Below are 24,599 nucleotides of genomic sequence, written 5' to 3'. Positions count from 1 at the left end.
GATTCAGGGAGCTGAACGTGATGAACAAGAAAACCGGTCGCCGGTCGCACATGCTGAGGGCACTGTGCCTGACCACTATTCTGGGCGGCATTGCTGCGCCCCAGCTCGCAACCGCGCAAGAAGCGCTCATCCCGCAGGCAGCACCTGCCGATGATGCAACGGCCCCGCCGGCATCGGGCGGCTTTAGCGAAATCATCGTCACGGCAACCCGCAAGTCGGAAAATGTGCAGAAGGTGCCGATCGCCATTCAGGCGCTGAGCGCCGACTTCCTCGCGCAGCGCCAGGTCAAAGGCCTGCAGGATTACGCCGCGCTCCTACCCTCGGTTTCCTTCGCCGGTATCGGCCCCGGTCGCAACGAAGTCTATTTCCGCGGAATCGTTCCGGCAGGCGGCGCCTACGCCTCGGTCGGGTACTATCTCGATGAAATTCCGATCACCGGACAGGAAGTGCCGGATATCCAAGTCTATGACATGGAACGCCTGGAAGCCATCTCGGGCCCGCAGGGCACACTGTTCGGCGCGGGCTCGCTCGCGGGCGTGCTGCGCTTCATCACCAACAAGCCCAAGATCGGCAAGTTCGAGTTCGGCGCCGACAGCGAAGTCAACAAGTTCGGCAAAGGCGGCTTCGGCGGCACGATCAAGTCCTACATCAACATTCCGGTCAGCGATCGCTTCGCCATCCGCGCGATGGCATACTATCGCAAGGAAGGTGGCTACATCGACAACGTCGATAACAAGGGCCAGTTCATCAGCGGTACCAGCGACAACCCCTTGCAGCCGAACCCGCGCCCTTCGGTGCTCAACCTTGGCGATAACAACCCGGCCACGTCCTACACACTGAGCAACTCGGCAATCGCCAAGAAGGACTACAACCCCGTCTACGAATATGGCGGTCGTCTCTCGATGCTGTGGGATGTCGCCGATGGGTGGGAAGTGACCCCCTCGGTCACGGCACAGCGCCAGATTTCCTATGGCTATTTCGGCTATGACACACGCGTGGGCGATCTGCAGGTCCATGATTACGATCTTACCCGCAACGACGACCGGTGGGTCCAGGCCTCGCTCACGGTGCATGGCCATATCGGCGATTTCGATCTCGTTTCGGCCACGGGCTACTACTACCGTGATCGCAAGATCAACAATGACTACACCTACTATACCGTAACCTATGACAGCTTCGGCGCAGGTTACGAAAACTACTTGCAGTTCTTCGACAAGTCCGGCTGCTCGGGTTCGGGCGCGTCGCTGAAGTGCACCAAGCTGCTCAACCCGAACCAGTACTATCACACCGATATCAGCAACCGGAAGTTCACGCAGGAAGTCAGGCTTACCACACCCAAGTCCTGGCCTTTCGATGTGACCTTGGGCGGATTCTATCATCGCCAGAAGAACGAGTTCAACGACAACTACGCCATCCGCGGCCTCGACCAGATCGTCGGCTACACCGCATCGGGCGGCGGCGATTCCAACCCGGATGGTTTCGGCATTCCCGAAGCGCAAGGCGGAACCATGATCCTTGGTTCCCCGGCTGTGCGCGGCGATGCCTACTACCTGCAGGAATTCGACACACTTTATCACGACACGGCCGTGTTTGCCGAAGCGCACTACAACATCACGCCAGCGATCAAGGTCACGGGCGGGATACGCTACTTCTGGACCGATTTCCAGACGGTCGGCTTCCAGGGCGTGGGCGCTTCAGCCGTCCAAGCGCCTTCGATTTTCCTCCCTACCGGCGCAATCGGCTGCCCGCTTCCGCTGACCGGCCCACGCCTCCAGTGCCGCAACACCAATGCGCTCGATCCGCAGAGCATCGGTCGCTACAGCGAAAAGGGTGAAACGCACAAGGTCGTGGTCGATTGGCAGTTTGCCGATCAGAAGCTGCTCTACTTCAACTATTCGACCGGCTTCCGGCCCGGCGGCTACAACCGTCCGCTTCGTCTGCGCAAGACCGATACGCAGCCGCAAGTCGTCGTTGCGGCACCGCCTTTCGAGTCCGAGACGCTCACCAACTTCGAGTTGGGTTTCAAGGGCACGTTCAACAACGTGTTCCGGTTTAACGCTGCTATCTATCTGGAGAAATGGAACAATATCCAGTACGGGCTCGTTGTGGCCGGTGCACAGGGCGCTGGCTACACCGGCAATGCCGGCAAGGCTCAGGTCAAGGGGGTCGAGTACGACGCTGAACTCAAGCTCGGCAAATTCACGGTCTCGAGCAGCGGCGCGTATAATGATGGCAAGCTGAAGGGCAACTTCTGCAACTTCGTGGCCAACCGCGATACCAAAGTCATCTCGCAGCTTGCGACTTGCGCGCCCGGAGAGTTCATCCCCGGCAATCTCGACACACCGTCGGTTGCTGCGGCGGATGGCACCCGCCTGCCGCGCCAGCCCAAGTTCAAGGGCACAACTACGATCCGGTACGATACCGATTTTGGCTCGCTCAAGGGCTACTTCCAGGGTGCAGCACTCTATCAGACCGGGGCAACGCAGGATCTCAACGAGTTCAACAACAAGCTGCTCGGCAACACCCCCGGGTTCATCAGCTTCGATTTCGGGGCCGGTGTGCGCAAGGACAACTGGACTGCCGACATCTTCATCCAGAACGCGTTCGATCGGCGCGGCGAGTTGACGCGTAACACCTTCTGCTCGATTTCGGTCTGCGCAGGTTCGTCACGCACGTTCCCGATCCGCCCGCAGTTCTTCGGGCTCAAGCTGGGCTATCGCTACTAAGCTCAGGGCCTCAACACTGCACAGCAAAGCCCCTCCTGGTCCCGGCCAGGAGGGGTTTTCGTTGTCCTGCCCGCTTGCGCCATTCCTCGCCATCCCTGCCAAGCCCCCCAATCCACGTCATTCCCGCGAAGGCGGGAATGACGAAACGGGAGAGAGCACATCGGCGGTCGAAAACACCCGCGGACCTTGCAAAAAACCCCTCCCGCCACGAGGCGAGAGGGGCTTTCAGGCTAACCCCGTTAGCGGGGGTGGTTCAGATCAGGCCAGCGACATCGGCAGGCTGCGCAGCCGCTTGCCCGTAGCGTCGCGGATGGCGTTCGCAATCGCGGGGATCACCGGCGGCAGCGTCGGTTCGCCAAGCCCGGTCGGCGGATTGTCGGTCACCACCCAGGTGATGGCCACATCGCCGGGCGTCTGGTTGATGCGGATCAGCGGGAAATCACCGAAGTTTTCCTGCGTGACCGCGCCTGCCTTCTGCTCGATCGGCTGCCACACCAGCCCTTGCGCTATGCCATCGATCACAGCGCCCTGCATCTGGTGCTGGGCATTCAGGGGATTGATGACCTGGCTGCCGATGTCGCCTGCAACCCAGACCTTGTCGATCGTGATCGTGCTGCCATCCGTAACGGTGAGGTCGACGACCTCGGCGAAATAGCCGCGGTGGCTGAAGTAAAAGCCGAAACCGCGACCCTTGCCGGGGGTGGCAGACCGCTTGCCCGTCCAACTGGCAAACTTGCACACCGCATCGATCACGCCGCGCGCGCGGCCGGTATCGAACGGCGGATCATCAGGCTCGGGCGGCAGTTGCCGCGCCGCGCCCAGTGTGCGCCGCATGAGCTCGGGCAGGTCGGTCCCGGCGGCTTCGGCCACTTCATCGAGGAAGCCCTGGAACACGAAGGCAACCGCATTGGATGTCGGCGCGCGCAGCCAGCCCGTAGTGAGGTTGGTCTTGAGGAACGACATGCCCAGATGAACATCCGGCAGCACCGGCGCGGGAAACTCGGTCATCCGCATTTCGGCTGCGCGCATCGGCTTGCCGTTGGCGCCGAAGGTGATGAAGTGATCCTTCAGCGCCACCAGCGCACCGCTTGCGTCGAGCCCAGCCGTCATGCGGTGCCAGCCTGCGGGGCGGTAGTAGTCATTGCGCATGTCATCGGTGCGGTCATAGAGCAGCTTCACCGGCCGCCCAGGCATCGCCTTCGCAATGCAGGCTGTCAGCACCATGAAGTCGCTCATCAACCGGCGCCCGAAACCACCGCCGATGCGAGTCATGTGGATTGTCATCGAAGCAGGATCGATGCCAAGCGTCTTGGCGATATCACCGCGCGCGGTGCCCGGATCCTGCGTCGGCGCCCAGAACTCGAGCTTGCCATCTTCATGCCACAGCGCGGTGCAGTTCTGCGGCTCGAGCGTCGCGTGCGCGAGGAACGGGTAGGCGTAGTCCGCCGTCACCACCTTTGCAGCCTTGGCGAGACCTGCATCGACATTGCCGGCCTTGAACACGTCCGCCGTCGGCGCAGCACCCAGCAGAGCCTTGGCCTCGGCGGTATAGCCCTCAGTCGAAAAGCCATCGAAGCCTGCGGTATCCCACTGCACCACAAGCTTCTCGCGCGCCTTGTGGACGCGCCACCAGCTGTCGCCGATCACGGCCACCGCATTGTGCTTGCCTGCAGGCACTTCACCATCGGTGATCGGCACCACCGCCAGCATGCCCTTTTCCTTGCGCACGGCGGCATCGTCGAAGCTCTTCAAGGTCCCACTGATCACCGGGCACTTGACCATCGCGGCATAAAACATGCCCGGCGGATGGGCATCGATCCCGAACAGCGGCTCTCCGCGCACGATCGCGGGCGTATCGACACCGGCGCGCGGCTTGCCGACGATCTTGAAGTCCTTGGGCGACTTCAGCGGCACCTTCTCAAGATCAGGCGCGGCCATCTTCGCCGCCACCGGTGCGAGCGCGGCATACGTGATCGTGCGGCCACTCGCGGCATGCTTCACCATGCCTTCGCCCGTCGTCAGGCTAGCGGCGGGAACGCCCCACTGCTGCGCAGCGGCGGCGACCAGCATCGCGCGGGCACCGGCACCAGCCTGACGGGCGGGCAGCCAGTTGAGCGGCGTGGTCATGCTGCCGCCGGCGAATTGCGGACCATACTTGTCCTGGTTCTCATCGGCCTGCTTGATCCGGACCTGGCTCCACGCCACGTCTAGTTCCTCGGCGATCAGCATGGGCAGCATGGTCTTCACGCCCTGCCCGATCTCGGGATTCTTGGCGAGGATCGTCACCGAATTATCGGGTGCGATCGTGATGAACGCGCCAAGCATCGCGGGCTCTGCCGCGCCCGGCGCGGCAAAGGCCAGTTTCGCTTCGAAGGTGAGCACTGCCCCGCCAGCCAGCGAGGCGGCGAGGAACGAGCGGCGGGAAACGGAGACGGCGTTCATGCGGCTGCTCCCGCGATGGCCTTGCTGGCTTCGGCAATGGCTTTCTGGATCCGGAGATATGTGGCGCAGCGGCAGATGTTACCCGCCATGCCTGCGGTCACTTCGTCCGCCGAGGGCTTGGGCGTCGCGGTGAGGAGCGCCGTGGCCGACATGATCTGCCCCGCCTGGCAATAACCGCATTGCGGCACGTCGAGCGCGGTCCACGCCTCGACCACTTTGGCGCCGACCGGCGAGGCGGTAACGCCTTCGATCGTCACGATATCCTTGCCCGCGGCATCGGCGAGCGGCGTCTGGCACGAACGCACCGCCTCGCCGTTCAGGATCACCGTACAGGCACCGCATAGTCCGGCTCCGCAGCCGAACTTGGTGCCCGGCATGCCCAAATCCTCACGCAGCACCCAAAGCAGTGGCTTGTCGGGCTCGACATCCACGGTGCGGGGTTTGCGGTTTACGGTCAGCGAGATCGCCATTGCGGTCCTTTCGAGAAGCTGGGGCGGCACGGGCACGCCAGGCCGGCAAAGTCACGAGAATTGCTACCCTGTTTTGCGACGTATACAGCTTGGTATCAGCCGAGCACCGGTTGGGTAATAACCGTTTATTTTCATATACTTGAATTAGACCGTCAAAGTCTGGACAAACTTCAGGATTCCGTCAAGAGCGATTTGCCGGAACGCACTCTGGTGAGGGTCCGGCGCGCGTGCTACGCGTGAGCCATGGATCGTAATACCGTCTCGCTTGCCGACGCACACCACGAGGCCGGTATTGCAACCGATGAGGCCATGGCCACAGGACCCCGCCCCGGCACTTACGCGCGCGGGACCGAGACCGTCGACGCCATTCTCAAGGCCGCGCATGACGTTCTGATCGAAGAGGGCGCCAGCGCCTTCACGATCCGCCGCATCGCCAATGCCAGCGGCATGAAGGTCGGCAATGTCAGCTACCATTTCCCGCGCAAGGAAATGCTGATCAAGATCATGCTGGACGAACTTCTCGACAGCTATGACAAGCTGCTCGAGAGCGAGGTCCGCCAGCCCGCGATCTCACCGGAAGACCGGCTCAGGCTGATCGTCAAACTGTGCCTGGATGATATCGCGGGCAAGCGCACGACGCGGCTCTTCACCGAGCTTTGGGCGCTCGCCAATCACAACACCTTCGTTGCCGAACGGGTGCGCGCCTTTTACCAGCGCGTGCACGATTTCATCGGGGAGGTCGTCACCGCGCTCAATCCCGCGCTTTCGCCGGACGAGGTGCAGACCGTCGCGCTCTACATCAGCGCTTCGATGGAAGGGACGACACCTTTTCTTGGCTTCGAGAAGCCCTGGGCAGCCAAGATGCCGCAGATCACCGCGATCGCAGCCGAAGCCATGGTTTCGCTCGTCAAGGCGATCAGGCCGGAGCAGTTGGAACCCGTTCGCTGAGGCGCGCAGTGGAGCGAGCCACAAGCCATTCAGGTCCGGTAAAAAAATCCCTGACAAAGCGCTTGACTAAAACTGGACGCTCGTCAAAACTTCGCACCTGCACAACGCACAGCGGCTTGCGGGGCGCAGGCTTGTACCGCATGGTACGGGTCGGGGCTTGCATCATGGCTGATTGGCGCTGATGCAGCTCAGGGGTTCAGGCGTTTCAGGCAGAAGGGGCCAGGCCAGATGAAGATGATGAAGTTTCAGGGCAAGTCATCGCTCTCCGTCATGGGCAGGACCACCGCCGCGGCCGTCTGCGCGCTCGCACTGGCTGGCGGCGTGCCCGCCGCCCACGCGGCCGATCCGCTGCAACCCGATCCTGAGCTTGAGGCTGTCTCGCTCCCGGCGGCCAAGCCCAGCTGGGTCTTCGTCGAGCGCGGCTTCGTCGTTCCGGGCAATGCGATCTACGATACCGACACCGGCAAGATGCTCGGCCTGGTCGAGGCGTCCACCCTTTCGGACCTCGCGATCGATCCGGCGGGCAAGGCCTTTTACGTCTCGGAAACGATCTGGACCAAGGGCTGGCGCGGTACACGTCAGGACATGATCACAGTCTATGATCCCGCAACGCTCAAGCTCAAGACCGAGATTGCGATGCCTGGCCGCATCCTCATCGGTGGGCGCAAGTTCAACTTCGTGCTCGCGGATGAAGGCAAGACTGCTTACGTCTACAACCTCGATCCGGCCTCGTCGGTCAACATGGTCGACCTCGCCAAGGGCAAGTTCGTCAAAAAAATCGAGCTGCCCGGCTGCGCCAGCCTGATGCCGGTCACCGGGATCGGATTCTCGGCGCTCTGCTCGGACGGTTCGCTGGCAACGGTGAAAACGGCCGGCGCCAAGCCCGAAATCACCCGCTCGGCGCCGTTCTTCTCGGCAACGAACGATCCGATCTTCGACAACTTCGGCTATGACCGGGCCAAGCAGACGGCCGTCTTCCTGACCTACACCGGACAGGTCTACACCGCCAAGCTGGGCGCCACGCCGACGATCTCCGAGCCCTTCTCGATCCAGACTGCCGCGGGCGTTGCGCCTGCCGATACCAAGCCGCTCGATGTGCACTGGTATCCCGGCGCGCGTCAGGGCCTTGCCTATCACCTCGGCACAGGTCACGCCTTCGTGCTGATGCACACCGGGGAATACTGGACCCACAAGGCTGCCGGCACCGAAGTGTGGGAACTCGATGTCGCTGCCAAGAAGGTGGTCAAGCGCATCCCGCTTGAAAATCCTGCCAGTGCGATTGCCATCACGCAGGAAACCAATCCGAAGCTGATCCTCTCGACCGAACGCGGCGAGGATGGGCCAAGCGCGCTTGTCATCCTCGACCTCAAGACCGGCGAGCAGAAGTTCCGGCTTGAGAACTCGGGCGGCGGCGTGCTGCGGACGCTGGAGCCCTGATGACGGACGGCGGCGCCTTGACTCTGGCTGCGCTCGGCGGGACCGGTCTCGGTGTGCTGGGATATGCCGGCGCGCTGGGCGTCGCGCTCGTGTTCTTTCAGGCTGCCATCCCGAAATTCCAGCACCGCGATCTGCTTGCCGGCGTGGTGGCCAACTATCGCCTGCTGCCCGCTGGGCTGGTTGGTCCCGTGGCCCGCATGCTGCCGCTTGCCGAAATGGGTGCCGCCGTCAGCTTGCTCTTGATCCACCACGGGCTTGGCGCTGCCCCGGCCTTCGCGCTGCTGCTTGTCTTTGCTGCGGCGATGGCGATCAACCTTATGCGCGGGCGCAGCCAGATCGATTGTGGCTGCGGTCGCTCCCAGCTGCGCCAACCGCTCAGCTGGCTGCTGGTGGCGCGCAATCTCGTTCTCGCCGCGCTGCTTTTGCCCCGGCTCGTTCAACCGCAGTTTCGCCTGAACTCGATTACCGATCTTGCAATCGCCATGGCCGGTGGCCTCGCAGTTTTCGTGATCGTTCAACTTTTCAACGCCATCGGGGCGCTCGCGGCAACGCCGCTGGCCGCTTCGCGGAGGTAACCGCATGCTGCAAGCCCTGCTCGTCTCGACGGTCCTGTCGTGGACCGTCATCCTCCTGCTCGGTGTTGCGTTGCTGGCGCTCGCCCGCCAGGTGGGCGTGCTCCATATGCGCGTTGCCCCTGCCGGAGCGCTTACGACGTCGGCCGGTCCGGCCGTCGGCAGTGCCGCTGCCGCGATCCCCGCAACGACGCTTGACGGTACCAGCACCACCGTTGGCGGGCATCTTCACGGCGTGCCGCTGCGCCTCCTCATGTTCGTCTCGCCTTCCTGCCCGCTGTGCAAGAACCTCATTCCGATGGCGAAGTCCTTTGCACGGGACGAGCGGGTCCAGCTCGTCTTCATCGGCGATGATGATGCAGCGGCGCAGCGTCAGATGATCGCGGAGCACAGCCTTGGCGGATACCAGTTCATCAACGGGCCGGAAGTCGGCCAGGCCTACGAAGTGGCAAAGTTGCCTTATGCGGTCCTGATGGACGAGCACGGCACGATCCTCTCCAAGGGCCTTGTCAACAGCCGCGAGCATCTCGAAAGTCTGGTGATCGCCCACGAAATGGGCATCCGTTCGGTCCAGGACTATATCGGCAAGCTCAAGGCCGTGGCCAATTGATCACCCTCATCGAAACACACAAACACGGTTCAAGCGCACTACAGGGGACAAGCTCATGAAGACCTTCAATCCCGACGCCATGGGCGAAAAGCTGCTCCGCCGCTTTGCCGGCGGCACCTCGCGCCGCGGCATCCTCGCCCGGCTTGGCCTCGCGCTTGTTGCCGCGCCGGTGTTCCCCGTGCTGCCGGTCAGCCGCGCCAGCGCTGCCAAGCCCGATCGCTCGCCCGAGGCGAAGACCACCTTCGCCCGCAACGCGCAGAGCAAGGACGATACCAAGTGCACCTACTGGCGCTATTGCGCGATCGACGGTTCGCTCTGCTCGTGCTGCGGCGGCGCGGTCAATCGCTGCCCGCCGGGCGCGGAGCACTCGCCGGTTTCGTGGGTCGGCACCTGTATCAATCCCGATGACGGTCGCGCCTACCTGATCGCCTACCGCGACTGCTGCGGCAAGGCGTACTGCAACAAGTGCGATTGCGACGGCACCGACCGTGAGACGCAGCTTTATGTGCCGCAGCTCAACAACGACGTGATCTGGTGCTTCGGCACGACCAGCATGGAATACCACTGCTCGACCGCGGTCCTCGTCGGCACGGCCTGACGCCGCACGACGAGCGGGGGTTCCGGCGGGCAGCGAACAGGTCTAAGGATAGGCGTATGAAGAAACGCATGGGCCTGATCGCTGCGGCCACGCTGCTCGGCGCGCTTTCGTTTGGCGCACTGCGCGCGGCCGAGCCGGACAACCATTCGCCCGATATCCCGGCTGCCGTCCGCTCGATGATGGCCGATCCTGCGCTTGCGCAGAGCGATTTCATCGAGAATTGTGCCGGTTGCCACGGCCTGCGCGGCAGCACGGTCCCGGCCCACCTGCCCGAAATCAAGGACCGCGTCGGCTGGTTCATGTGCACACCGGAATCGCGCGCCTACCTGCTGCGCCTGCCGAATGTCGCGCACAGCCGCATCACGGATAATGCGCAGCTTGCGGACCTGATGAACTACGTGGTCTTCGTGCTCGGTGGAAAAAGCGTACCGGCGGGTTCCAAACCGTTTACCGGCGAAGAAGTCGCGCATGAGCGCCAGTTCGCGCTGACCAGCGTTTCACTGAAGGCAGAACGGCTGCGCCTTGCCAATGTCGCGATCGCCAAGTGCCGCGCGCCCGCGTCGCTGCGGCTGCAATATCCGGGCTCCACGCAATGAGTGTGCAGGGCGGGATCGCGCATGATGATCGCAGCATTCTCGGTCTGCTGGTCGAAGGAGCTGCCGCCGGCATCGCTGGCGTGCTCGTCACGTTGACCGGCATCGAAGGCGGCACCTCGCGCGGGATCGGTGCGCAGATGGCAGTCCTGGCCGATGGGCGCAGCGCCGGATCGTTCTCTGGCGGCTGCGTCGAGGCGGCGGTGATTGCCGAAGCGCAGGATGTGCTTGCGCAGGGGTATGGCCGCACGGTGCGCTACGGGATCGGCTCGCCTTATCTCGATATCCGCCTGCCCTGCGGCGGCGGGATTGACCTGCTGTTCACGCCGCGACCCGACCCCGCCGCGCTCACGGCGGTGATGGCATGGCTCGGTGAACGCAAGCCCGCTGTGCTGCGCCTCGATGAAGCCGGCGCCGCACTGTCCGATGTGCCCGGCTCGCACGGTTTCCAGCGCGCCTATGCCCCGCCGCTCCGCCTTGTCGCACTCGGCCACGGCGAAGACCTCACCGCGCTCGTACGGCTTGCCCGCGCTTTTGGCCTGGCCGTCGAAGCCTATGCCCCGGCGAGCGACCGCCTCGCCGCTGCCGAACAGGGCGTCATTCCGCTTTCGAGCCGCACGGCATTGCCCGATCTCGTCGGCGATCCGTGGACGGCGTTCGTCTTCCTGTTCCACGATCACGACTGGGAAGAGCAGCTTCTGCCCCACGCGCTGGCGCAGGACGGGTTCTACCACGGCGCTGTCGGCAGTGCGCGCACGCACCATGCGCGCCTTGCCGGTTTGCGCATGATCGGCGTACCGCAGGCAAGCCTCGGCAAGTTGCGCGGCGGGATCGGCCTGATCCCTGCAACCCGCGATCCCGCGACACTGGCGATCTCGATCCTGGGCGAACTGGTGCAGGACTATCAGGCCTGCGCAGGCATGCCCGGCTGGAGCGGACGTGCGCCAGGCCGGATCGGGCACGATCCCGCCTCGCATGTCCCCACCCGCAACTGACACTGGCTTCGCCGGCCTTGCGCTGGTGCTGCTGGCGGGCGGGCAATCGGCGCGCTTCGGGGGCCCCAAGCTGGTCGCCCCACTTGGCGGCAAAGCGCTCGCACTCCATGCCGCCGAAATGCTGGCCGCCCTGCCCTTCGCTGCGCGCTACGCGGTGATCGGACCGAATGCCCCCGACCTCGCCGCACTGGGCTACAGCTGTGTTGCGCTAACACCGCCCGGCGCCGCGCAGGCCCGGTCGCTCGCGCTAGGCGTCGCTGCCGCGCATGCTGGTGGCGCGCAAGCCGTACTGGTCGCGCTGGCAGACATGCCGCTCGTGCCCGAAGCGCATGTCCGCTCGCTCGTCGAGGCCTTTGACGGTGACCGCATCGCGACCACAGCGGGCGGCGTGACAATGCCCCCCGCCCTGTTCGGCGCCGCGCATTTCGCCGCTCTCACCGCGCTCGATGGCGATCACGGCGGCGCGGTCAGGCTCAAGGGGGCGCCCACCGTGCCGCTCGATCCTTTGCTGGCGCTCGACGTGGACCGCCCCGAGGATCTTGCCCGCGCAGAGGCGCTGCTGCGGTGACCCAACTTTCGTCACCCCCGCGAAGGCGGGGGGCCAGAGCAACAGGCGCAGCGTGAGCCGCTCTGGATTCCCGCCTGCGCGGGAATGACGAAGGGAACTGGTTCAACCCGTGTTCGACATTTGATCTAGAGCAGCGCGCGCTCCACCGCCTTGTGCCACCCGGCGACGAGATCGCCGCGCAAGGCCGCGCTCATCTTCGGCTCGAAGCGCCGGTCGCTCGTCCATGTTGCTTCGAGGGCGGCAAGATCGCTCCACACGCCCGTCGCCAGCCCAGCGAGAAAGGCTGCGCCCAGCGCCGTCGTCTCGACGCTGACCGGCCGCTCGACCGGCGCGACGAGAATGTCGGAAAGGAACTGGCCCAGCCAGTCATTCGCCGCCATGCCGCCATCGATCCTGAGCGCGGCGGCACCCGGGTTGGCATCCTCGCGCATGGCGTTGATGAGGTCGAACGTTTGATAGGCTACGGATTCCAGCGCGGCGCGGGCGACATGAGCGGCACCTGCATCCAGCGTCAGCCCGCAGATCAACCCGCGCGCGTCGGGGTTCCAGTGCGGCGCGCCGAGCCCGACAAAGGCCGGCACCATGTAGACGCCGTGATTATCCGGCACGCGCACCGCCATATCGTGCGTATCGGAGGCGTGCGTGATGATCTTGAGGCCATCACGCAACCATTTGACCGCTGCGCCCGCGACGAAGATTGCGCCTTCGAGCGCATACGTCGTCTCACCGTTCAGGCGGTAGGCCACCGTCGTAAGCATGCGCTTCTTAGACGGAATTGGCTTGTTGCCGATGTTCATCAGCGCAAACGCGCCGGTGCCATAAGTCGATTTGGTCATGCCCGGGCGGAAGCAGGCCTGCCCGAACAGCGCCGCCTGCTGGTCACCCGCCATGCCGGCAATCGGGATCGCGCGGCCGAGGATCGCCGGGTCGCACTCGCCGAAGATGTACGAATTGTCCTGCACTTCGGGCAGCACTGATGCTGGCACGCGCAGCAGGCGAAGCAGTTCCTCGTCCCACTGCTGCTTGCCAATATCGAACATCAGCGTGCGTGAAGCATTGGTCGGATCAGTCGCGTGGACCTTGCCGCGAGTCAGGCGCGAAAGGAGGAAACAGTCGATCGTACCGAAGGCAAGCTCACCGCGATCCGCTGCGGCGCGCGCACCGGCGACCTCGTCGAGAATCCATGCCAGCTTGGTGCCCGAAAAATAGGGATCGAGCAGCAGACCGGTTTTGGCGGCAAACAGCGGCTCGGCGCCATCGGCCTTGAGCCGCGCGCAGGTATCGGCGGTGCGCCGGTCCTGCCATACGATGGCGCGGTGGATCGGCTTGCCGGTCGAGCGATCCCACACGGCAACCGTCTCGCGCTGGTTGGTGATGCCGATGGCGGCAATGTCGGCCACGTCAATCCCGGCCTTGCCAACCGCCTCGCGAAGGACGGTGACCACGTCCGTCCAGATATCTTCGAGATCATGCTCGACCCAACCCGAAGCCGGATAATGCTGGGCAAACTCGCGCTGCGCCACCGCGACGGGCTTGGCCGCGGCATCGAACACGATGCAGCGGCTGGAAGTGGTGCCCTGATCGATGGCAAGAATATAGGGGGGCTGCATGGGTCTCCTCTCGTGGCGCTTCGCCGTTAGCCCTGCCTATCCAACCGGCATGGCCACCGGAAGCGCCGTTTGCGCGAAGCCCATAGTTTTTTGATATTGCATGCGGGGAATGCGGGAAGCGAGGTCAGGCGTCGAGGCGGAAATGGAATACCCGGCTCGGGCCGTCCTCAGGCAGGACATAAAGTTCCCGGCCCTCGATCGCCATGCCCTCACCGGTGATCGGGCCGCCACGACCGAACGGGCGCACCGCGCCGATGGAGCCGGCCTTGAGCGAGCGGGTCACGCGCATTGTGGCAGGATCGATCCAGTCGAGCGTGCCCGCGAGCCAGCTCGTGTTGCCCCCCGCCACCAGTTGGCCGTCGGCAAACTTCATGTCCTGAAAGTGGGTCGCCGAGGGGTTCTTCACCACTCGCACCGGCCGGTCACTGCGCGCAAGATCGAACTCGTAGAGCATCCGGCTGTCCCAGTTGCCCGCGACAAGCCGCTGCCCTTCGGCCGCGATGCAGCCGATATGATCGGACACTGCGATCCGGCGGTGCACCGTCAGCGTCGCGGCATCGATCTCCAGGAGCACCGCAGAGCTGTCTGGCCGCATTTCTGCCACCGGAACCCACAAGGAACCGCCTGAAAGCGAGAGCCCGCCGGGATGGTAGCGCGCTCCGTCGGTCAGTTCGATCCGGCGCAGGTAGCGTCCGCTCGCGCGGTCGAACACATGGAGGAACGCCCTTCGTCCGGCGTGATCCACCGAAGTAATCCAGACATGGTCCGGATCGAGTGCAAGGCCCTGAACGTGGAAGATCTCACCCTGAAGCGCGAGGGCGCCAACCAGTCTCGCATGCTCCAGCTGAGCATCAGACGAACCGGGCGCCGCTGCCACCGAAAGGCTAGAGGCCAGATGAAGCATTGCCATCAAACCGCTGCGCACAAGCTTGCCGATCATCGCCGTAATGCTTTCCGAAGCCGATGGGTTTCGGACGCGCATTGGCGCGACATGGAGTCAGATCGGTGGCAATCGGCGTGATCTGCCCCATTACTGCAATATTGGCCGAAATTTCGGCTTTATCCACAGGCCATTACTTGGCGAGTGCATCCTTTTTGCCACTCACCGGGCGCTGGAAAACCAGCTTCCCGCCGAGGAACGTCATGTCGACCTTGCCCGACAGGAAAGTCTCCTCCGGCGCGGTGAGCGGATCGAAGGGCAGCACGATCATGTCCGCCAGCTTGCCCGGCTCCAGCGTGCCTTTCTCGTTTTCCTCCCAGGAGAGGTAAGCGCCGTTTGCGGTGTACATGCGGATTGCAGAAGCCCGCGAAACCGCTTCCTGCGCGCCGTGGACAGCGCCGCTCGGTCCCTTGCGCGTGATCGCGGCGTAAAGGCCGGTCAGCGGCCCGATGGGGAGGTTGTCGCTGCTGAAGGCCATGAACAGGCCGAACTTGCTCACCGGCGTGGCAATCGCATTGTTGTGCTCAAGCCGCTGGTCATCGAGCAACTGCATGTAGCGGTCCTCGAGGTTGTAGAGGAAATTGGGCTGCTGCGCGATCATCACATGGTCCTGCGCCATGGTCGCCATGGTGTCCTCGGGCGGCATAATCGTGAAGTGATCCGTGAACCAGCGCCGATCATTCGGCTCGTGCGCAGGATCGGCGATCGTGGTCAACGCGTTGTGATAGGCTTTGACCGTCTGCACGATGGCCGCATCACCGATGCAATGAAGGCCCATCTGCCAACCCAGCTTCGCCGCACTGTCGACCAGTTCCTGCAGCTGCGCATCGGTGAAGCGGCCCTTGCCGCGGAAACCGGGCTGGCCCTTGTAGTCGGCCAGCAGCCACGCCGTCGGCCCGGTGAACCCGCCGTCAACCGCGTTCTCGCCAATCGCACCGAGCCGCAGGTGATTGTCGCCGTAGCCGGTGTGATACGGGAATGCCTTAAGCCGTTCGGCGCCGGGGTGGATGATGTACATTGTGATGCGCGGCAGTTCGCCGCCCATCGCCGCGTAGATTTCCCGCGCGCGCTTCCATGTCATGTTGGACTGGCCCCACAGCGGATCGAGATCCTTGCTGTCGGTGCCGCCTTTGCCCACCGGCTCGTCGTCGATAGTGCCGCTGGCATCGTGGAAGCTGGTGATGCCAAGCGCGAGCATCTGCTTGAGCCATGCAATCGTCGGCCCGCGCATCGCCGCCCAGCCCGGATCGGGGATGAACTTCGAGACTATGTCCATGCGCTCACGGATGATCCCGCTGGGCTCGCCATTGGCATCCCGCTCGATCAGGCCCGTCGCCGGCTCGGGTGTCGACTTATCCACCTTGGCGATCTGAAACGCGGCTGAATTATAGGCCGCCGAATGCGAGCCGGCGCGCAGCAGGGCCACGGGGTTGTTCGGCGCAGCGGCATCAAGATCGGCGCGCGAGAGATTGCGCTTTTCGGCAAAGTTCGATTCCTGCCAGCCATAGCCGGTGATCCATTTGCCCGGCCCCAGCTCTTTCGCCTTGGTGCGCAGCATGGCCTGCACTTCGGCAATGCTCTTCGCATCCTGCACCGCGATATCGTTGGGCGAAACGGGCTTGGGATGGAGATGTGTGTCGATAAAGCCGGGCATCAGCGTTTTACCGGCAAGATCGATCACTTTGGGCGCGGAATAGGCTTCAAGCAGGTCCTCGCCGCCCACCGCGACGATGCGGTCGCCTTTGACCGCGACAGCGGTCTTGAGCGTGAAGGCGCGGTCTACGGTGATGACCTGCCCGTGATGGAGGATAAGATCGACCGCTTCCTTGGCGCAGACCTGCCCCGCCGGCAGCGCGAGGCTCGCCGCGATAAGGCCGCCCTGCAGCCACTTGCCGAAACGCAACTGCGCCATGTCACTTCCCCCAACTCCGAACGCTTGTCCTAGATCGTATCAAGGGGAATTAGGCCTGTCGACCAACTCGTTCTCGCCGACCATAAATAGGGACAGTCCCTATTTATTGATCACCGCGCCCTCAGCACTCCACGACGTTGACTGCGAGCCCGCCCTGCGAGGTTTCCTTGTACTTGTCGCGCATGTCGAACCCGGTCTGGCGCATGGTCTCGATCACTTTATCAAGGCTGACCATGTGCTGCCCGTCTCCCAGCAGCGCGAGGCGCGAGGCGTCGATTGCCTTGACCGCGCCCATTGCATTGCGCTCGATGCAGGGGATCTGCACCAGCCCGCCGACTGGATCACACGTGAGCCCGAGATTGTGCTCCATGCCAATTTCGGCGGCATTCTCGATCTGCGCGTTGCTGCCGCCGAGAACCGCTGTCAGCCCCGCCGCCGCCATCGAGCACGCAACGCCCACTTCGCCCTGGCAGCCCACTTCGGCGCCCGAGATCGAGGCATTGCGCTTGTAGAGCGCGCCAATGGCTGCCGCCGTCAGCAGGAATATACGCCGCCCTGCCACATCGCCGCGATAGCAGCGTTCGTAATAGCGCAGCACCGCCGGGATGATGCCCGCCGCGCCATTGGTCGGCGCGGTGACGACCCGGCCGCCCGCGGCGTTCTCCTCGTTGACCGCCATGGCCCAGAGGTTGATCCAGTCGAGCACCACCAGCGGATCGCTCAGCGCCGCTTGCTGCCGCGCGACGAGCTCCGCCGCAATGGCCTGCGCCCGGCGTTTTACCCTGAGGCCGCCCGGTAGCACGCCGCCCTGCGATGTGCCGCGATCGATGCAGGCAGCCATTGTATCGGCGAGCAGGTCCAGTCCCGCTTCGACTTCGGCGAGCGGGCGCAGCGCCGTTTCGTTTGCCAGCATGAGCTCTGCAATCGTGACGCCGGCCTCAGCGGCCATGGCGACCAGTTCGTTGCCGGAAGTGAAAGGATAAGGCACCGGGGCGCTATCGCCTGCAGGGGCATTGCGGCCTGCCTCGTCCTCGTCGAGCACGAAGCCGCCGCCGACCGAATAGTAGAACCGCCGCAGCAGCACGGCATTGTCCGCACCAAACGCGCTCAGCGCCATGGCGTTGCTGTGAAACGGCTGCCGCTCGCGCTGGTGGAAATGGAGGTCGTCCGCGGGGGCAAAGCGGACCTGCTGCTTGCCCAGCAGATCAATGTATCCGCTTTCATGCACTGCCGCGATTTTTGCGGGCGCCGCGTCGATATCGATCCCGGACGGCGTCTCGCCCATCAGCCCCAGCAGCACCGCGGTATCGGAGGCGTGCCCCTTCCCGGTCAGCGCCAGTGAGCCGTAAAGATCAACCTCGACCCGCGCGGTCCCCGCCAGTAGCCCGCGCTCTTCCAGCAGCAGGCCGAACCGACGCGCCGCCACCATCGGACCCACGGTGTGCGAGCTCGAAGGCCCGATGCCGATCTTGAACAGCTCGAAGGTCGAGACGGTCATGCCGGTTCGGCTGGCGCGCGCTCGGGGATGGCAGCGATCAGCGGTTCATGCCCCCAGGCCGTCAGCGCGCGGACGAGATCCGCGCCGGGCAGGCCAATCGTTGCGGTGTTGCGCAGGGGGTGGACATGCACCGCATCAGCTGCTGCCAGTTCGGTATCAAGCACAACGCGCACCGCGCCACCGGTATCATGGAGCGCGGCGAGCGGCGTCACTGAACCCGGCGTCACGCCCAGCAGCCGCTCCATGTCCTCGGCCTTGCCGAAGCTCAGCTTCTTGGCGCCGATCACGCCGGCCAGCGCCTTCAGATCGACGCGCCGGGAATGCTCGACCGTCACCAGCCAGAACTGTCCGCCCGCATCCTTGAGAAACAGGTTCTTGGTATGCGCACCCGGCAGCGCGTCGTGAATCGCGGCGCTTTCCTCAACGGTATAGACAGCCTCATGCTCAAGGATCGACCAATCGATCCCGAGCGCTGCTAGTGCATCCTTCAGCGCCGCATCGCTCATTTGGCACCATGCTTTGCGGCCAGAAACGCATGCCACAGCCAGATCGCAAAGCTGCGCCACACTTCCACGTGCCACCGGTCCTCCGCCTCGCGCCAGACCACGATCTCGACGGTCTCGAACACCGTGCGCGTTGCGCGGCCGACGCTCATCTTCGCCAGATCAAGCGGGCACCCGCTGGAGAGAACCGCCAGCGCCCCCGGCCCTTCGAGCACCAGCCCTAGCGCGCGCGAGGACACATCGACCACGCTGACCGGCAAGCCTTCACCGCGCGGCAGATCGAAGTTGTCGGGCAGAACGACATACCATTCGTCCGGCCCAAGGCAGGCAATCCCGGCGTCCGTGTCGCCGATCTTTTTCGGCAGTTCGAGGCCAAGCACACCTTCCAGCACCGCCGGATCGCGCGCCCGCATCGAATAGCGCACCTTGTCATCCGCCATCGACAACCGCACGCCGTTGCCGCCGACCGGCTCCGTGCCCAGCTTCAGCTCTGCCGCCGAAACCGCGACCTCTGCGATCTCAACCCCAATCTCAGCCATTGAGGCGGCTCCCTTCCGGATCATAGAACATGGGCGCGACAACCTTGGCGCTGATCGTTTTGCCGGCCATCGGAATATGCAGCGTATCGCCCATCCGGTCGCGGCCACCGGCCACCAGCGCCATCGCGATGGAGCGGCCAAGCGTGGCGCTGTGATACGAAGACGTCACATGCCCGATCATCGTCATCGGCACTGACTGGTTTGGATCGGCCACGATCTGTGCGCCTTCTTCCAGCACTTCCTGCGGATCATCAGTGAGCAGACCCACCAGTTGCTTGCGCCCCGGCGCCACGATATCGGGCCGCGCCAGCGAACGCTTGCCGACGAAATCGGGCTTCTTCTTGCCGACTGCCCAGCCCAGCCCTGCGTCGTCCGGCGTGACCGTGCCGTCGGTATCCTGCCCGACGATGATGAAGCCCTTCTCCGCGCGTAGCACGTGCATGGTCTCGGTGCCGTAGGCGACTGCGCCGTGCTTCTGCCCTTCGGCCCAGATCGCATCCCACACCATGCGGCCATGCTCTGCGGGCACGTTGACTTCAAAACCCAGTTCGCCGGTGAAGCTCACCCGGAACAGCCGCGTCTCTACGCCGCCGATCTGCCCCTCGCGCACCGCCATATGCGGAAACGCTTCGGGCGAAAGGTCGATGCCTTCCACCAGCGGCGCGATCACCCGGCGGGCCTTGGGACCCTGCACCGCGATCACCGACCACTGCTCGGTCGTACTGGTGAGCCAGACGTCGAGGTCCGACCACTCGGTCTGGAGGTAGTCCTCCATCATCCCCAGCACGCGCGCTGCGCCGCCGGTCGTGGTCGTCAGGTGGAACCGGTCGGGCGCAAGCCGCGCCGAAACGCCGTCATCTATGATGAACCCATGCTCGCCCAGCAGCAGGCCATAACGGCAGCGGCCCGGTTCGAGCGACTTCCACGGGTTCGTGTACATGCGGTTTAGGAACTCGGCCGCATCGGGCCCGACAACTTCGATCTTGCCGAGCGTCGAGGCATCGAACACGCCGACGGCGCTGCGGACCGTGCGGCACTCGCGTGCGACGGCGGCGTCCATGTCCTCGCTCCCTTGCGGGAAATAGCGCGCACGGCGCCACTGCGCGACGTTCTCGTAAACCGCGCCTTGGGTTTCAGCCCAATCGTCGATCACCGTCTTGCGCAAGGGCTGGAACAGCGCTTCCTTGTGATGCCCGAGGATCGCGCCGAAGCTTTGCGGCGTGTACGGCGGGCGGAAGGTCGTCAGGCCGATCTCGGTGACGGGCCGCGAGAGCACGCCAGAGGCGATCTGCAACCCGTTGAGGTTCGAGGTCTTGCCCTGATCGGTCGCCATGCCGTTGGTGGTGTAGCGCTTGATATGCTCGATCGAGCGGAACCCTTCCTGCACCGCCAGGCCGATATCGCGCGCCTTCACGTCATTCTGGAAATCGACGAAGGCCTTGCTTTCGTGGAGCGGCTTTGGCGCGGGAAGCAGGCCCACCGAGAGGCCCGAACCGAAGTCCCATTCGCCTGCGCAGGCACCCACGCAGCGCAGGCTCTCGTGGGTCTTGTCCGGCAGGAACGCGCCCCAGGCCTCGTCCCAGCGCAGTGTGCCCTTGGCGTGGCTCCACAAATGGACCGTCGGCGTCCAACCGCCCGCCATCAGCAATGCGTCGCAATCGAGCTTTTGCCCCTTGCCCACACCCGCGAGCGCGATGGTCACGCCGCTCACCGCCTGGCGCCCGCCAACGCCCGTCACCGCGTAGCCCGGATAGCAGGCGATCCGCGCATCGCGCGCCGCCTCGACGAGTTCGGGTGCCGCATCGCGCCGGATATCGACAATCGCTGCAATCGGCACGCCCGCTGCATGGAGCGCGAGCGCATCGCGCCAGCCACTGTCGTGCACCGCCATGACCACAACCTTGCGGCCAATGGCGACCCCGTAGCGCAGCGCGAAGGTGCGCGCCGCGCTTGCAAGCATGACGCCGGGCACGTCATTGCCCTCGAACACCAGCGGGCGCTCGATCGCGCCCATCGCCAGCACGACTTCGCCAGCACGGATGCGCCAAAGCTTCTCGCGCGGGCCGTGCGCTTCGTCCACCGGCAGATGGTCGGTCAGCCGCTCTGCAGCGACCACGAAGTTCTGGTGATAGTGGCCAATCGCGGTCGTGCGCGAAAGCACCGTCACGTTGTCCATTGCGGCGAGCTTGGCGGTGGCATCTGCCAGCCACGCCCACTGCGCCGGATCGCTCAGCGCGCCGCCACCAATCTCTTCCTGCTCGTCGATCAGGAACACGCGTCCACCGCTCGCTGCCGCATCCAGGGCTGCCGCGATGCCCGCAGGCCCAGCGCCCACCACAAGCGTCTCGCAGTGCGCGTAAGTCGCGTCGTAGTGATCGGGATCGCGCGTCGTCGGGCTGTCACCCAGACCTGCAAGGCGGCGGATGATCGGCTCGTAGACCTTCTCCCACGCCGCGCGCGGCCACATGAAGGTCTTGTTGTAGAACCCCGCCGGGAAGAACGCAGAGAACACGTTGTTGACCGCGATCAGGTCGGTTTTGAGGGTCGGGAAGCGGTTCTGGCTAGTCGCGACAAGGCCGTCGTGCACCGCGACCGAAGGCGCGCGCAAGTTGGGCGTCACGCGCCCGGGCCCGCGATCCACGGTCACCAGCGCGTTGGGCTCCTCGACTCCGGCGCCAAGGATGCCGCGCGGGCGGTGATACTTGAACGAGCGTCCGAACAGCATCTGCCCCTGCGCAAGCAGCGCCGAGGCGAGGCTGTCGCCGGCATAGCCCCAGTGTGCCTTGCCATCGAAGCTGAAGGTGCGCTTCGTGCGGCGGTCAACGCGGCCGCCGTCTGCCAGACGAAATCCGCTCACTTGCGCGGCTCCCCGGCCTTGTAGGTTGTCTCGAACACATCCGTCACCGTATCGCGCACCGCGTTGAAAAAGCGACCGCAGCCATGCGTGTGCCGCCAGCGCTCATGGTGCCGCCCGCGCGGGTTGTTGCGGATGTAGAGGAGCTTCTCCCACTCGGCGTCCGAATAGGTCGAAGGATCGACCGGCCGCGCGATATGCGCCTCGCCGCCATAGACGAACTCGACCTCGGGCCGCGCCTCTTCGCAATAGGGGCAGTGAATCAGCAGCATGTCTCGTGCCTCAGTGCGCGACGGCGGCAGCGGCCGCCTCGTCGATCAACCGGCCATTGCGGAACCGGTCGAGATTGTAGGGCGCGTTGATCGGGTGGGGCTCATCATGCGCGATGGTATAGGCAAGGAGATCGCCCGCACCCGGGGTCGCCTTGAACCCGCCGGTGCCCCAACCGCAGTTCACATAGAGCCCCTTGACCGGTGTCTTGCCCAGGATCGGCGAACGATCCGGCGTCACGTCGACAATACCGCCCCAGGTCCGCAGCATGCGCATGCGGGTGAAGATCGGGAATATCTCGCAAATCGCCGCCAGCGTATGTTCGACGATATGGAACGCGCCGCGCTGGGAATAGCTTGTGTATTGGTCGGTGCCCGCGCCGATCACCAGTTCGCCCTTGTCGGACTGGCTCATGTAGGCATGCACCGTGTTCGACATCACGACGCAAGGGAAGATCGGCTTGACCGGCTCGGACACCAGCGCCTGCAACGGATAACTTTCCAGCGGGAAATCGAGCCCGGCCATCTTCATCACCAGCGAGGTGCTGCCCGCCGCCGAAACGCCCACCCGGCGCGAGGCGATGAAGCCGCGCTCGGTCTCGACACCTTCGATTGCGCCGTCCGCGCTGCGGCGGATGCCCGTTACCGCGCAGTTCTGGATGATATCGACGCCCAGCGCCGAGGCAGCGCGCGCATAGCCCCAGGCCACGCTGTCATGCCGCGCTGTGCCACCGCGCCGCTGCAGCGCACCGCCCAGCACCGGATGGCGCGTGCGCGGCGAGATATCGATCGGCGGGCAATAGGCCTTGCACTCTTCCGGGGTCAGCCATTCATTGTCGACGCCGTTGAGCCGGTTGGCGTGGATGTGCCGCTTGAAGCTCTGCACATCATGCACATTGTGCGCGAGCATCAGCACGCCGCGCTTGGAATACATGATGTTGTAGTTGAGCTCCTGGCTAAGCCCGTCCCACAGCTTCACGGCGTGATCGTAAAGATGCGCGCTCTCGTCGTAGAGGTAGTTCGAGCGAATGATCGTGGTGTTGCGCCCGGTGTTGCCGCCGCCCAGCCAACCCTTCTCGATCACCGCGACATTGGTGATCCCGTACTTCTTCGCCAGATAATACGCCGCGCCGAGGCCGTGCCCGCCCGCGCCGACGATGATCGCATCGTAGCTCGCCTTGGGCGCCTTGTCGGGCCAGTGCTCGGGCCAGCCCTGATGGCTGCGAAACGCCTCGCCGATCAGGTTGAAACCGGAAAACCGCTTCATCGTGTTCAGACCCCCAAGGCAGCGCGGCTGCGCTCGACGTAGAACGCCTTGAACGCGTCCACCAGCTTCTCTTCGACCGAATACATGCCGGGGCGATAGCCATCGCCCTTGATTCCGGCGTGGTTGACCGCCGAAAGATGGCTGTCCTGCGCATTGGTCGCCCGCCACACCGCGGCGAGGTTATCGACATCGTAGTCGACGCCTTCAACAGCATCTTCGTGCACAAGCCAGGTCGTGCGCAGCAAGGTCTTGTCCGGGCCGAGCGGGGTGAGCGAGAACGTCACCACGTGATCGCAGCAGAAATGGTGCCAGGAGTTGGGCTGCGTCCAGACCGAAAGGCTGGTCTGCTCCTTGTCGCCATGCGGCCAGATCAGCTTTCTGGAAGCGGGCTTACCGTCCAGCGTCTGCGTCACTGCGCCGTTCGCCAGCGGCAAACGCGCCACGCGGTGCCACCAGCTATCCGGAAACTCGACGAGATCGTGATAGATGCCAAGTTCCTGCCAGCGCTGGCGCTGCGCCTCCAGCATGGCGTCGAAATCGGCATCATCGACCACATCGTTCTCGCCGTCCTCGGGCAGGCCCTTGCCGAAGCCGTATGTCGAAAGCGACTTCATCAGCTCGGGATGGCTCGCGTCGCAGTGATAGCACTCGCGATTGTTTTCCATCACGAGCTTCCAGTTGGCAGGCTCGATCAGATCGTCCTGCACCGCGACCTTGAGCTTGGTCATGTCGTAGATCGCAATCTGCTCTTCGATGTCCGCCTTTACGCGGTCGATCGGCGGCGGATTGTCGGACAGGTACAAGAAAATCAGCCCGCCGATGTTTTCGAGCGCGACCGGGCGCAGGCCGTTCTCGGACTTGTCGAAGCCCTCGGGCATGTTGCGCGCGGCAAGCAGCTTGCCATCGAGCGCGAAAGTCCACTGGTGATAGGGGCACACCAGACGCGCCGCCTTGCCCGCGCCTTCACAAAGCTTCGCGCCGCGGTGCGTGCAGGTGTTGTGGAAGGCCTTGATCTCACCGTCCTTGGTGCGCACCACGATCACCGAGGTCTCGCCCAGCTCGAACAGGAAGCGGTCGCCCGGGTTCTTCACGTGCGCGACGGTGCAGGCATAGAGCCAGACCGACTTGAGCAGAACCTCGGTGTCGAACCGGTAGGCCTCCTCGCTCACATAGAGCTTCTGCGGCAGGGTGAAGCCTGCACGGTCCTGTTTGAGGCTCTCGGCAATCGCGTCAAAGTGCATCATGGGA

22 protein-coding genes are annotated in these 24,599 nt (G+C 64.3%); 9 read left to right on the top strand and 13 right to left on the bottom strand.

The features are described 5' to 3' along the window. Positions 1 to 20 precede the first annotated feature (20 nt). The gene (locus ACO056_RS11560; protein WP_421846846.1) at positions 21 to 2,726 is read left to right on the top strand and encodes a TonB-dependent receptor; all 2,706 of its coding nucleotides are present in this window, start codon (positions 21 to 23) and stop codon (positions 2,724 to 2,726) included. A gap of 258 nt (positions 2,727 to 2,984) precedes the next feature. On the opposite strand, the gene ACO056_RS11555 is transcribed toward ACO056_RS11560, so the two are convergent. Beyond that, positions 2,985 to 5,168 (bottom strand): molybdopterin cofactor-binding domain-containing protein, encoded by a 2,184-nt coding sequence (locus ACO056_RS11555; RefSeq protein WP_421846844.1) that lies wholly within the window; start codon positions 5,166 to 5,168, stop codon positions 2,985 to 2,987. Further along, positions 5,165 to 5,638, bottom strand: coding sequence for a (2Fe-2S)-binding protein (locus ACO056_RS11550; RefSeq protein WP_421846842.1), 474 nt, complete (start codon positions 5,636 to 5,638; stop codon positions 5,165 to 5,167). The genes ACO056_RS11555 and ACO056_RS11550 overlap by 4 nt, the downstream gene beginning before the upstream one ends. A 243-nt stretch (positions 5,639 to 5,881) precedes the next feature. Here ACO056_RS11550 and ACO056_RS11545 point away from each other — a divergent pair, with 243 nt between their 5' ends. The 8 genes from ACO056_RS11545 to ACO056_RS11510 all read left to right on the top strand — a co-directional run bounded on the left by ACO056_RS11545 (position 5,882) and on the right by ACO056_RS11510 (position 11,959). After that, the gene (locus tag ACO056_RS11545) at positions 5,882 to 6,586 is read left to right on the top strand and encodes a TetR/AcrR family transcriptional regulator (RefSeq protein ID WP_421846840.1); all 705 of its coding nucleotides are present in this window, start codon (positions 5,882 to 5,884) and stop codon (positions 6,584 to 6,586) included. A 228-nt stretch (positions 6,587 to 6,814) separates the two neighbouring features. Next, positions 6,815 to 8,023, top strand: a complete 1,209-nt coding sequence (locus ACO056_RS11540) for an amine dehydrogenase large subunit (protein ID WP_421846839.1) — start codon at positions 6,815 to 6,817, stop codon at positions 8,021 to 8,023. Next, positions 8,023 to 8,598, top strand: a complete 576-nt coding sequence (locus tag ACO056_RS11535; RefSeq protein ID WP_421846837.1) for a MauE/DoxX family redox-associated membrane protein — start codon at positions 8,023 to 8,025, stop codon at positions 8,596 to 8,598. Before ACO056_RS11540 ends, ACO056_RS11535 begins: the two co-directional genes overlap by 1 nt. A 4-nt stretch (positions 8,599 to 8,602) precedes the next feature. Beyond that, positions 8,603 to 9,205, top strand: a complete 603-nt coding sequence (locus ACO056_RS11530; protein WP_421846835.1) for a methylamine utilization protein MauD — start codon at positions 8,603 to 8,605, stop codon at positions 9,203 to 9,205. A 55-nt stretch (positions 9,206 to 9,260) separates the two neighbouring features. Beyond that, positions 9,261 to 9,803, top strand: coding sequence for a methylamine dehydrogenase light chain (locus tag ACO056_RS11525; RefSeq protein ID WP_421846834.1), 543 nt, complete (start codon positions 9,261 to 9,263; stop codon positions 9,801 to 9,803). A gap of 56 nt (positions 9,804 to 9,859) precedes the next feature. Further along, complete coding sequence (locus ACO056_RS11520; RefSeq protein ID WP_421846832.1) at positions 9,860 to 10,399, top strand: cytochrome C; 540 nt, start codon at positions 9,860 to 9,862, stop codon at positions 10,397 to 10,399. Next, the gene (locus ACO056_RS11515) at positions 10,396 to 11,391 is read left to right on the top strand and encodes an XdhC family protein (protein WP_421846830.1); all 996 of its coding nucleotides are present in this window, start codon (positions 10,396 to 10,398) and stop codon (positions 11,389 to 11,391) included. The genes ACO056_RS11520 and ACO056_RS11515 overlap by 4 nt, the downstream gene beginning before the upstream one ends. Further along, a complete protein-coding gene (locus tag ACO056_RS11510) occupies positions 11,372 to 11,959 on the top strand; it encodes an NTP transferase domain-containing protein (protein ID WP_421846828.1) in 588 nt (195 codons plus the stop codon). The genes ACO056_RS11515 and ACO056_RS11510 overlap by 20 nt, the downstream gene beginning before the upstream one ends. 125 nt (positions 11,960 to 12,084) lie before the next feature. On the opposite strand, the gene glpK is transcribed toward ACO056_RS11510, so the two are convergent. From glpK to ACO056_RS11455, 11 genes are all read right to left on the bottom strand, one after another. Beyond that, positions 12,085 to 13,569, bottom strand: a complete 1,485-nt coding sequence (glpK, locus tag ACO056_RS11505) for a glycerol kinase GlpK (protein ID WP_421846826.1) — start codon at positions 13,567 to 13,569, stop codon at positions 12,085 to 12,087. A 124-nt stretch (positions 13,570 to 13,693) separates the two neighbouring features. Further along, positions 13,694 to 14,479, bottom strand: a complete 786-nt coding sequence (locus ACO056_RS11500) for a DUF6454 family protein (RefSeq protein ID WP_421846824.1) — start codon at positions 14,477 to 14,479, stop codon at positions 13,694 to 13,696. Continuing rightward, positions 14,454 to 14,636: a hypothetical protein gene (locus ACO056_RS11495; protein WP_421846822.1), complete on the bottom strand. Its 183-nt coding sequence runs from the start codon at positions 14,634 to 14,636 to the stop codon at positions 14,454 to 14,456. Before ACO056_RS11495 ends, ACO056_RS11500 begins: the two co-directional genes overlap by 26 nt. A 6-nt stretch (positions 14,637 to 14,642) precedes the next feature. Further along, positions 14,643 to 16,421 (bottom strand): amidohydrolase, encoded by a 1,779-nt coding sequence (locus tag ACO056_RS11490; RefSeq protein WP_421846820.1) that lies wholly within the window; start codon positions 16,419 to 16,421, stop codon positions 14,643 to 14,645. 121 nt (positions 16,422 to 16,542) lie between these two features. Next, positions 16,543 to 17,919 carry an L-serine ammonia-lyase gene (locus ACO056_RS11485; protein WP_421846818.1) on the bottom strand — a complete coding sequence of 459 codons (1,377 nt, stop codon included), beginning with the start codon at positions 17,917 to 17,919 and terminating at the stop codon, positions 16,543 to 16,545. Beyond that, a complete protein-coding gene (locus ACO056_RS11480; RefSeq protein WP_421846816.1) occupies positions 17,916 to 18,425 on the bottom strand; it encodes a prolyl-tRNA synthetase associated domain-containing protein in 510 nt (169 codons plus the stop codon). Before ACO056_RS11480 ends, ACO056_RS11485 begins: the two co-directional genes overlap by 4 nt. Next, positions 18,422 to 18,961, bottom strand: a complete 540-nt coding sequence (locus tag ACO056_RS11475; protein WP_421846814.1) for a sarcosine oxidase subunit gamma — start codon at positions 18,959 to 18,961, stop codon at positions 18,422 to 18,424. Before ACO056_RS11475 ends, ACO056_RS11480 begins: the two co-directional genes overlap by 4 nt. Next, positions 18,954 to 21,818, bottom strand: coding sequence for a glycine cleavage T C-terminal barrel domain-containing protein (locus ACO056_RS11470; protein WP_421846812.1), 2,865 nt, complete (start codon positions 21,816 to 21,818; stop codon positions 18,954 to 18,956). The genes ACO056_RS11475 and ACO056_RS11470 overlap by 8 nt, the downstream gene beginning before the upstream one ends. Further along, complete coding sequence (locus tag ACO056_RS11465; RefSeq protein ID WP_421846811.1) at positions 21,815 to 22,087, bottom strand: sarcosine oxidase subunit delta; 273 nt, start codon at positions 22,085 to 22,087, stop codon at positions 21,815 to 21,817. Before ACO056_RS11465 ends, ACO056_RS11470 begins: the two co-directional genes overlap by 4 nt. Positions 22,088 to 22,097: 10 nt before the next feature. Next, positions 22,098 to 23,351 (bottom strand): sarcosine oxidase subunit beta family protein, encoded by a 1,254-nt coding sequence (locus ACO056_RS11460; RefSeq protein WP_421846809.1) that lies wholly within the window; start codon positions 23,349 to 23,351, stop codon positions 22,098 to 22,100. 5 nt (positions 23,352 to 23,356) lie between these two features. Next, entirely contained in the window at positions 23,357 to 24,595 is a 1,239-nt protein-coding gene (locus ACO056_RS11455) for an aromatic ring-hydroxylating oxygenase subunit alpha (protein ID WP_421846807.1), read from the bottom strand. Between the last annotated feature and the right edge of the window lie 4 nt (positions 24,596 to 24,599).

The organism is Novosphingobium sp. (genome assembly GCF_965228995.1).
Taxonomy (GTDB): Bacteria; Pseudomonadota; Alphaproteobacteria; order Sphingomonadales; family Sphingomonadaceae; genus Novosphingobium.
This window is presented reverse-complemented; position numbering and strand designations above follow the sequence as displayed.

Excerpts from the sequence above, each read along its gene's own strand:
- ACO056_RS11525 (WP_421846834.1), top strand. The coding sequence starts at position 9,261 with ATGAAGACCTTCAATCCCGACGCCATGGGCGAAAAGCTGCTCCGCCGC.
- ACO056_RS11500 (WP_421846824.1), bottom strand. The coding sequence starts at position 14,479 with ATGGCAATGCTTCATCTGGCCTCTAGCCTTTCGGTGGCAGCGGCGCCC.
- glpK (WP_421846826.1), bottom strand. The coding sequence starts at position 13,569 with ATGCAGCCCCCCTATATTCTTGCCATCGATCAGGGCACCACTTCCAGC.
- ACO056_RS11480 (WP_421846816.1), bottom strand. The coding sequence starts at position 18,425 with ATGAGCGATGCGGCGCTGAAGGATGCACTAGCAGCGCTCGGGATCGAT.
- ACO056_RS11520 (WP_421846832.1), top strand. The coding sequence starts at position 9,860 with ATGAAGAAACGCATGGGCCTGATCGCTGCGGCCACGCTGCTCGGCGCG.
- ACO056_RS11510 (WP_421846828.1), top strand. The coding sequence starts at position 11,372 with ATGTCCCCACCCGCAACTGACACTGGCTTCGCCGGCCTTGCGCTGGTG.
- ACO056_RS11540 (WP_421846839.1), top strand. The coding sequence starts at position 6,815 with ATGAAGATGATGAAGTTTCAGGGCAAGTCATCGCTCTCCGTCATGGGC.
- ACO056_RS11475 (WP_421846814.1), bottom strand. The coding sequence starts at position 18,961 with ATGGCTGAGATTGGGGTTGAGATCGCAGAGGTCGCGGTTTCGGCGGCA.
- ACO056_RS11555 (WP_421846844.1), bottom strand. The coding sequence starts at position 5,168 with ATGAACGCCGTCTCCGTTTCCCGCCGCTCGTTCCTCGCCGCCTCGCTG.
- ACO056_RS11560 (WP_421846846.1), top strand. The coding sequence starts at position 21 with ATGAACAAGAAAACCGGTCGCCGGTCGCACATGCTGAGGGCACTGTGC.
- ACO056_RS11460 (WP_421846809.1), bottom strand. The coding sequence starts at position 23,351 with ATGAAGCGGTTTTCCGGTTTCAACCTGATCGGCGAGGCGTTTCGCAGC.
- ACO056_RS11530 (WP_421846835.1), top strand. The coding sequence starts at position 8,603 with ATGCTGCAAGCCCTGCTCGTCTCGACGGTCCTGTCGTGGACCGTCATC.
- ACO056_RS11535 (WP_421846837.1), top strand. The coding sequence starts at position 8,023 with ATGACGGACGGCGGCGCCTTGACTCTGGCTGCGCTCGGCGGGACCGGT.
- ACO056_RS11465 (WP_421846811.1), bottom strand. The coding sequence starts at position 22,087 with ATGCTGCTGATTCACTGCCCCTATTGCGAAGAGGCGCGGCCCGAGGTC.
- ACO056_RS11545 (WP_421846840.1), top strand. The coding sequence starts at position 5,882 with ATGGATCGTAATACCGTCTCGCTTGCCGACGCACACCACGAGGCCGGT.
- ACO056_RS11485 (WP_421846818.1), bottom strand. The coding sequence starts at position 17,919 with ATGACCGTCTCGACCTTCGAGCTGTTCAAGATCGGCATCGGGCCTTCG.
- ACO056_RS11550 (WP_421846842.1), bottom strand. The coding sequence starts at position 5,638 with ATGGCGATCTCGCTGACCGTAAACCGCAAACCCCGCACCGTGGATGTC.
- ACO056_RS11490 (WP_421846820.1), bottom strand. The coding sequence starts at position 16,421 with ATGGCGCAGTTGCGTTTCGGCAAGTGGCTGCAGGGCGGCCTTATCGCG.
- ACO056_RS11515 (WP_421846830.1), top strand. The coding sequence starts at position 10,396 with ATGAGTGTGCAGGGCGGGATCGCGCATGATGATCGCAGCATTCTCGGT.
- ACO056_RS11455 (WP_421846807.1), bottom strand. The coding sequence starts at position 24,595 with ATGATGCACTTTGACGCGATTGCCGAGAGCCTCAAACAGGACCGTGCA.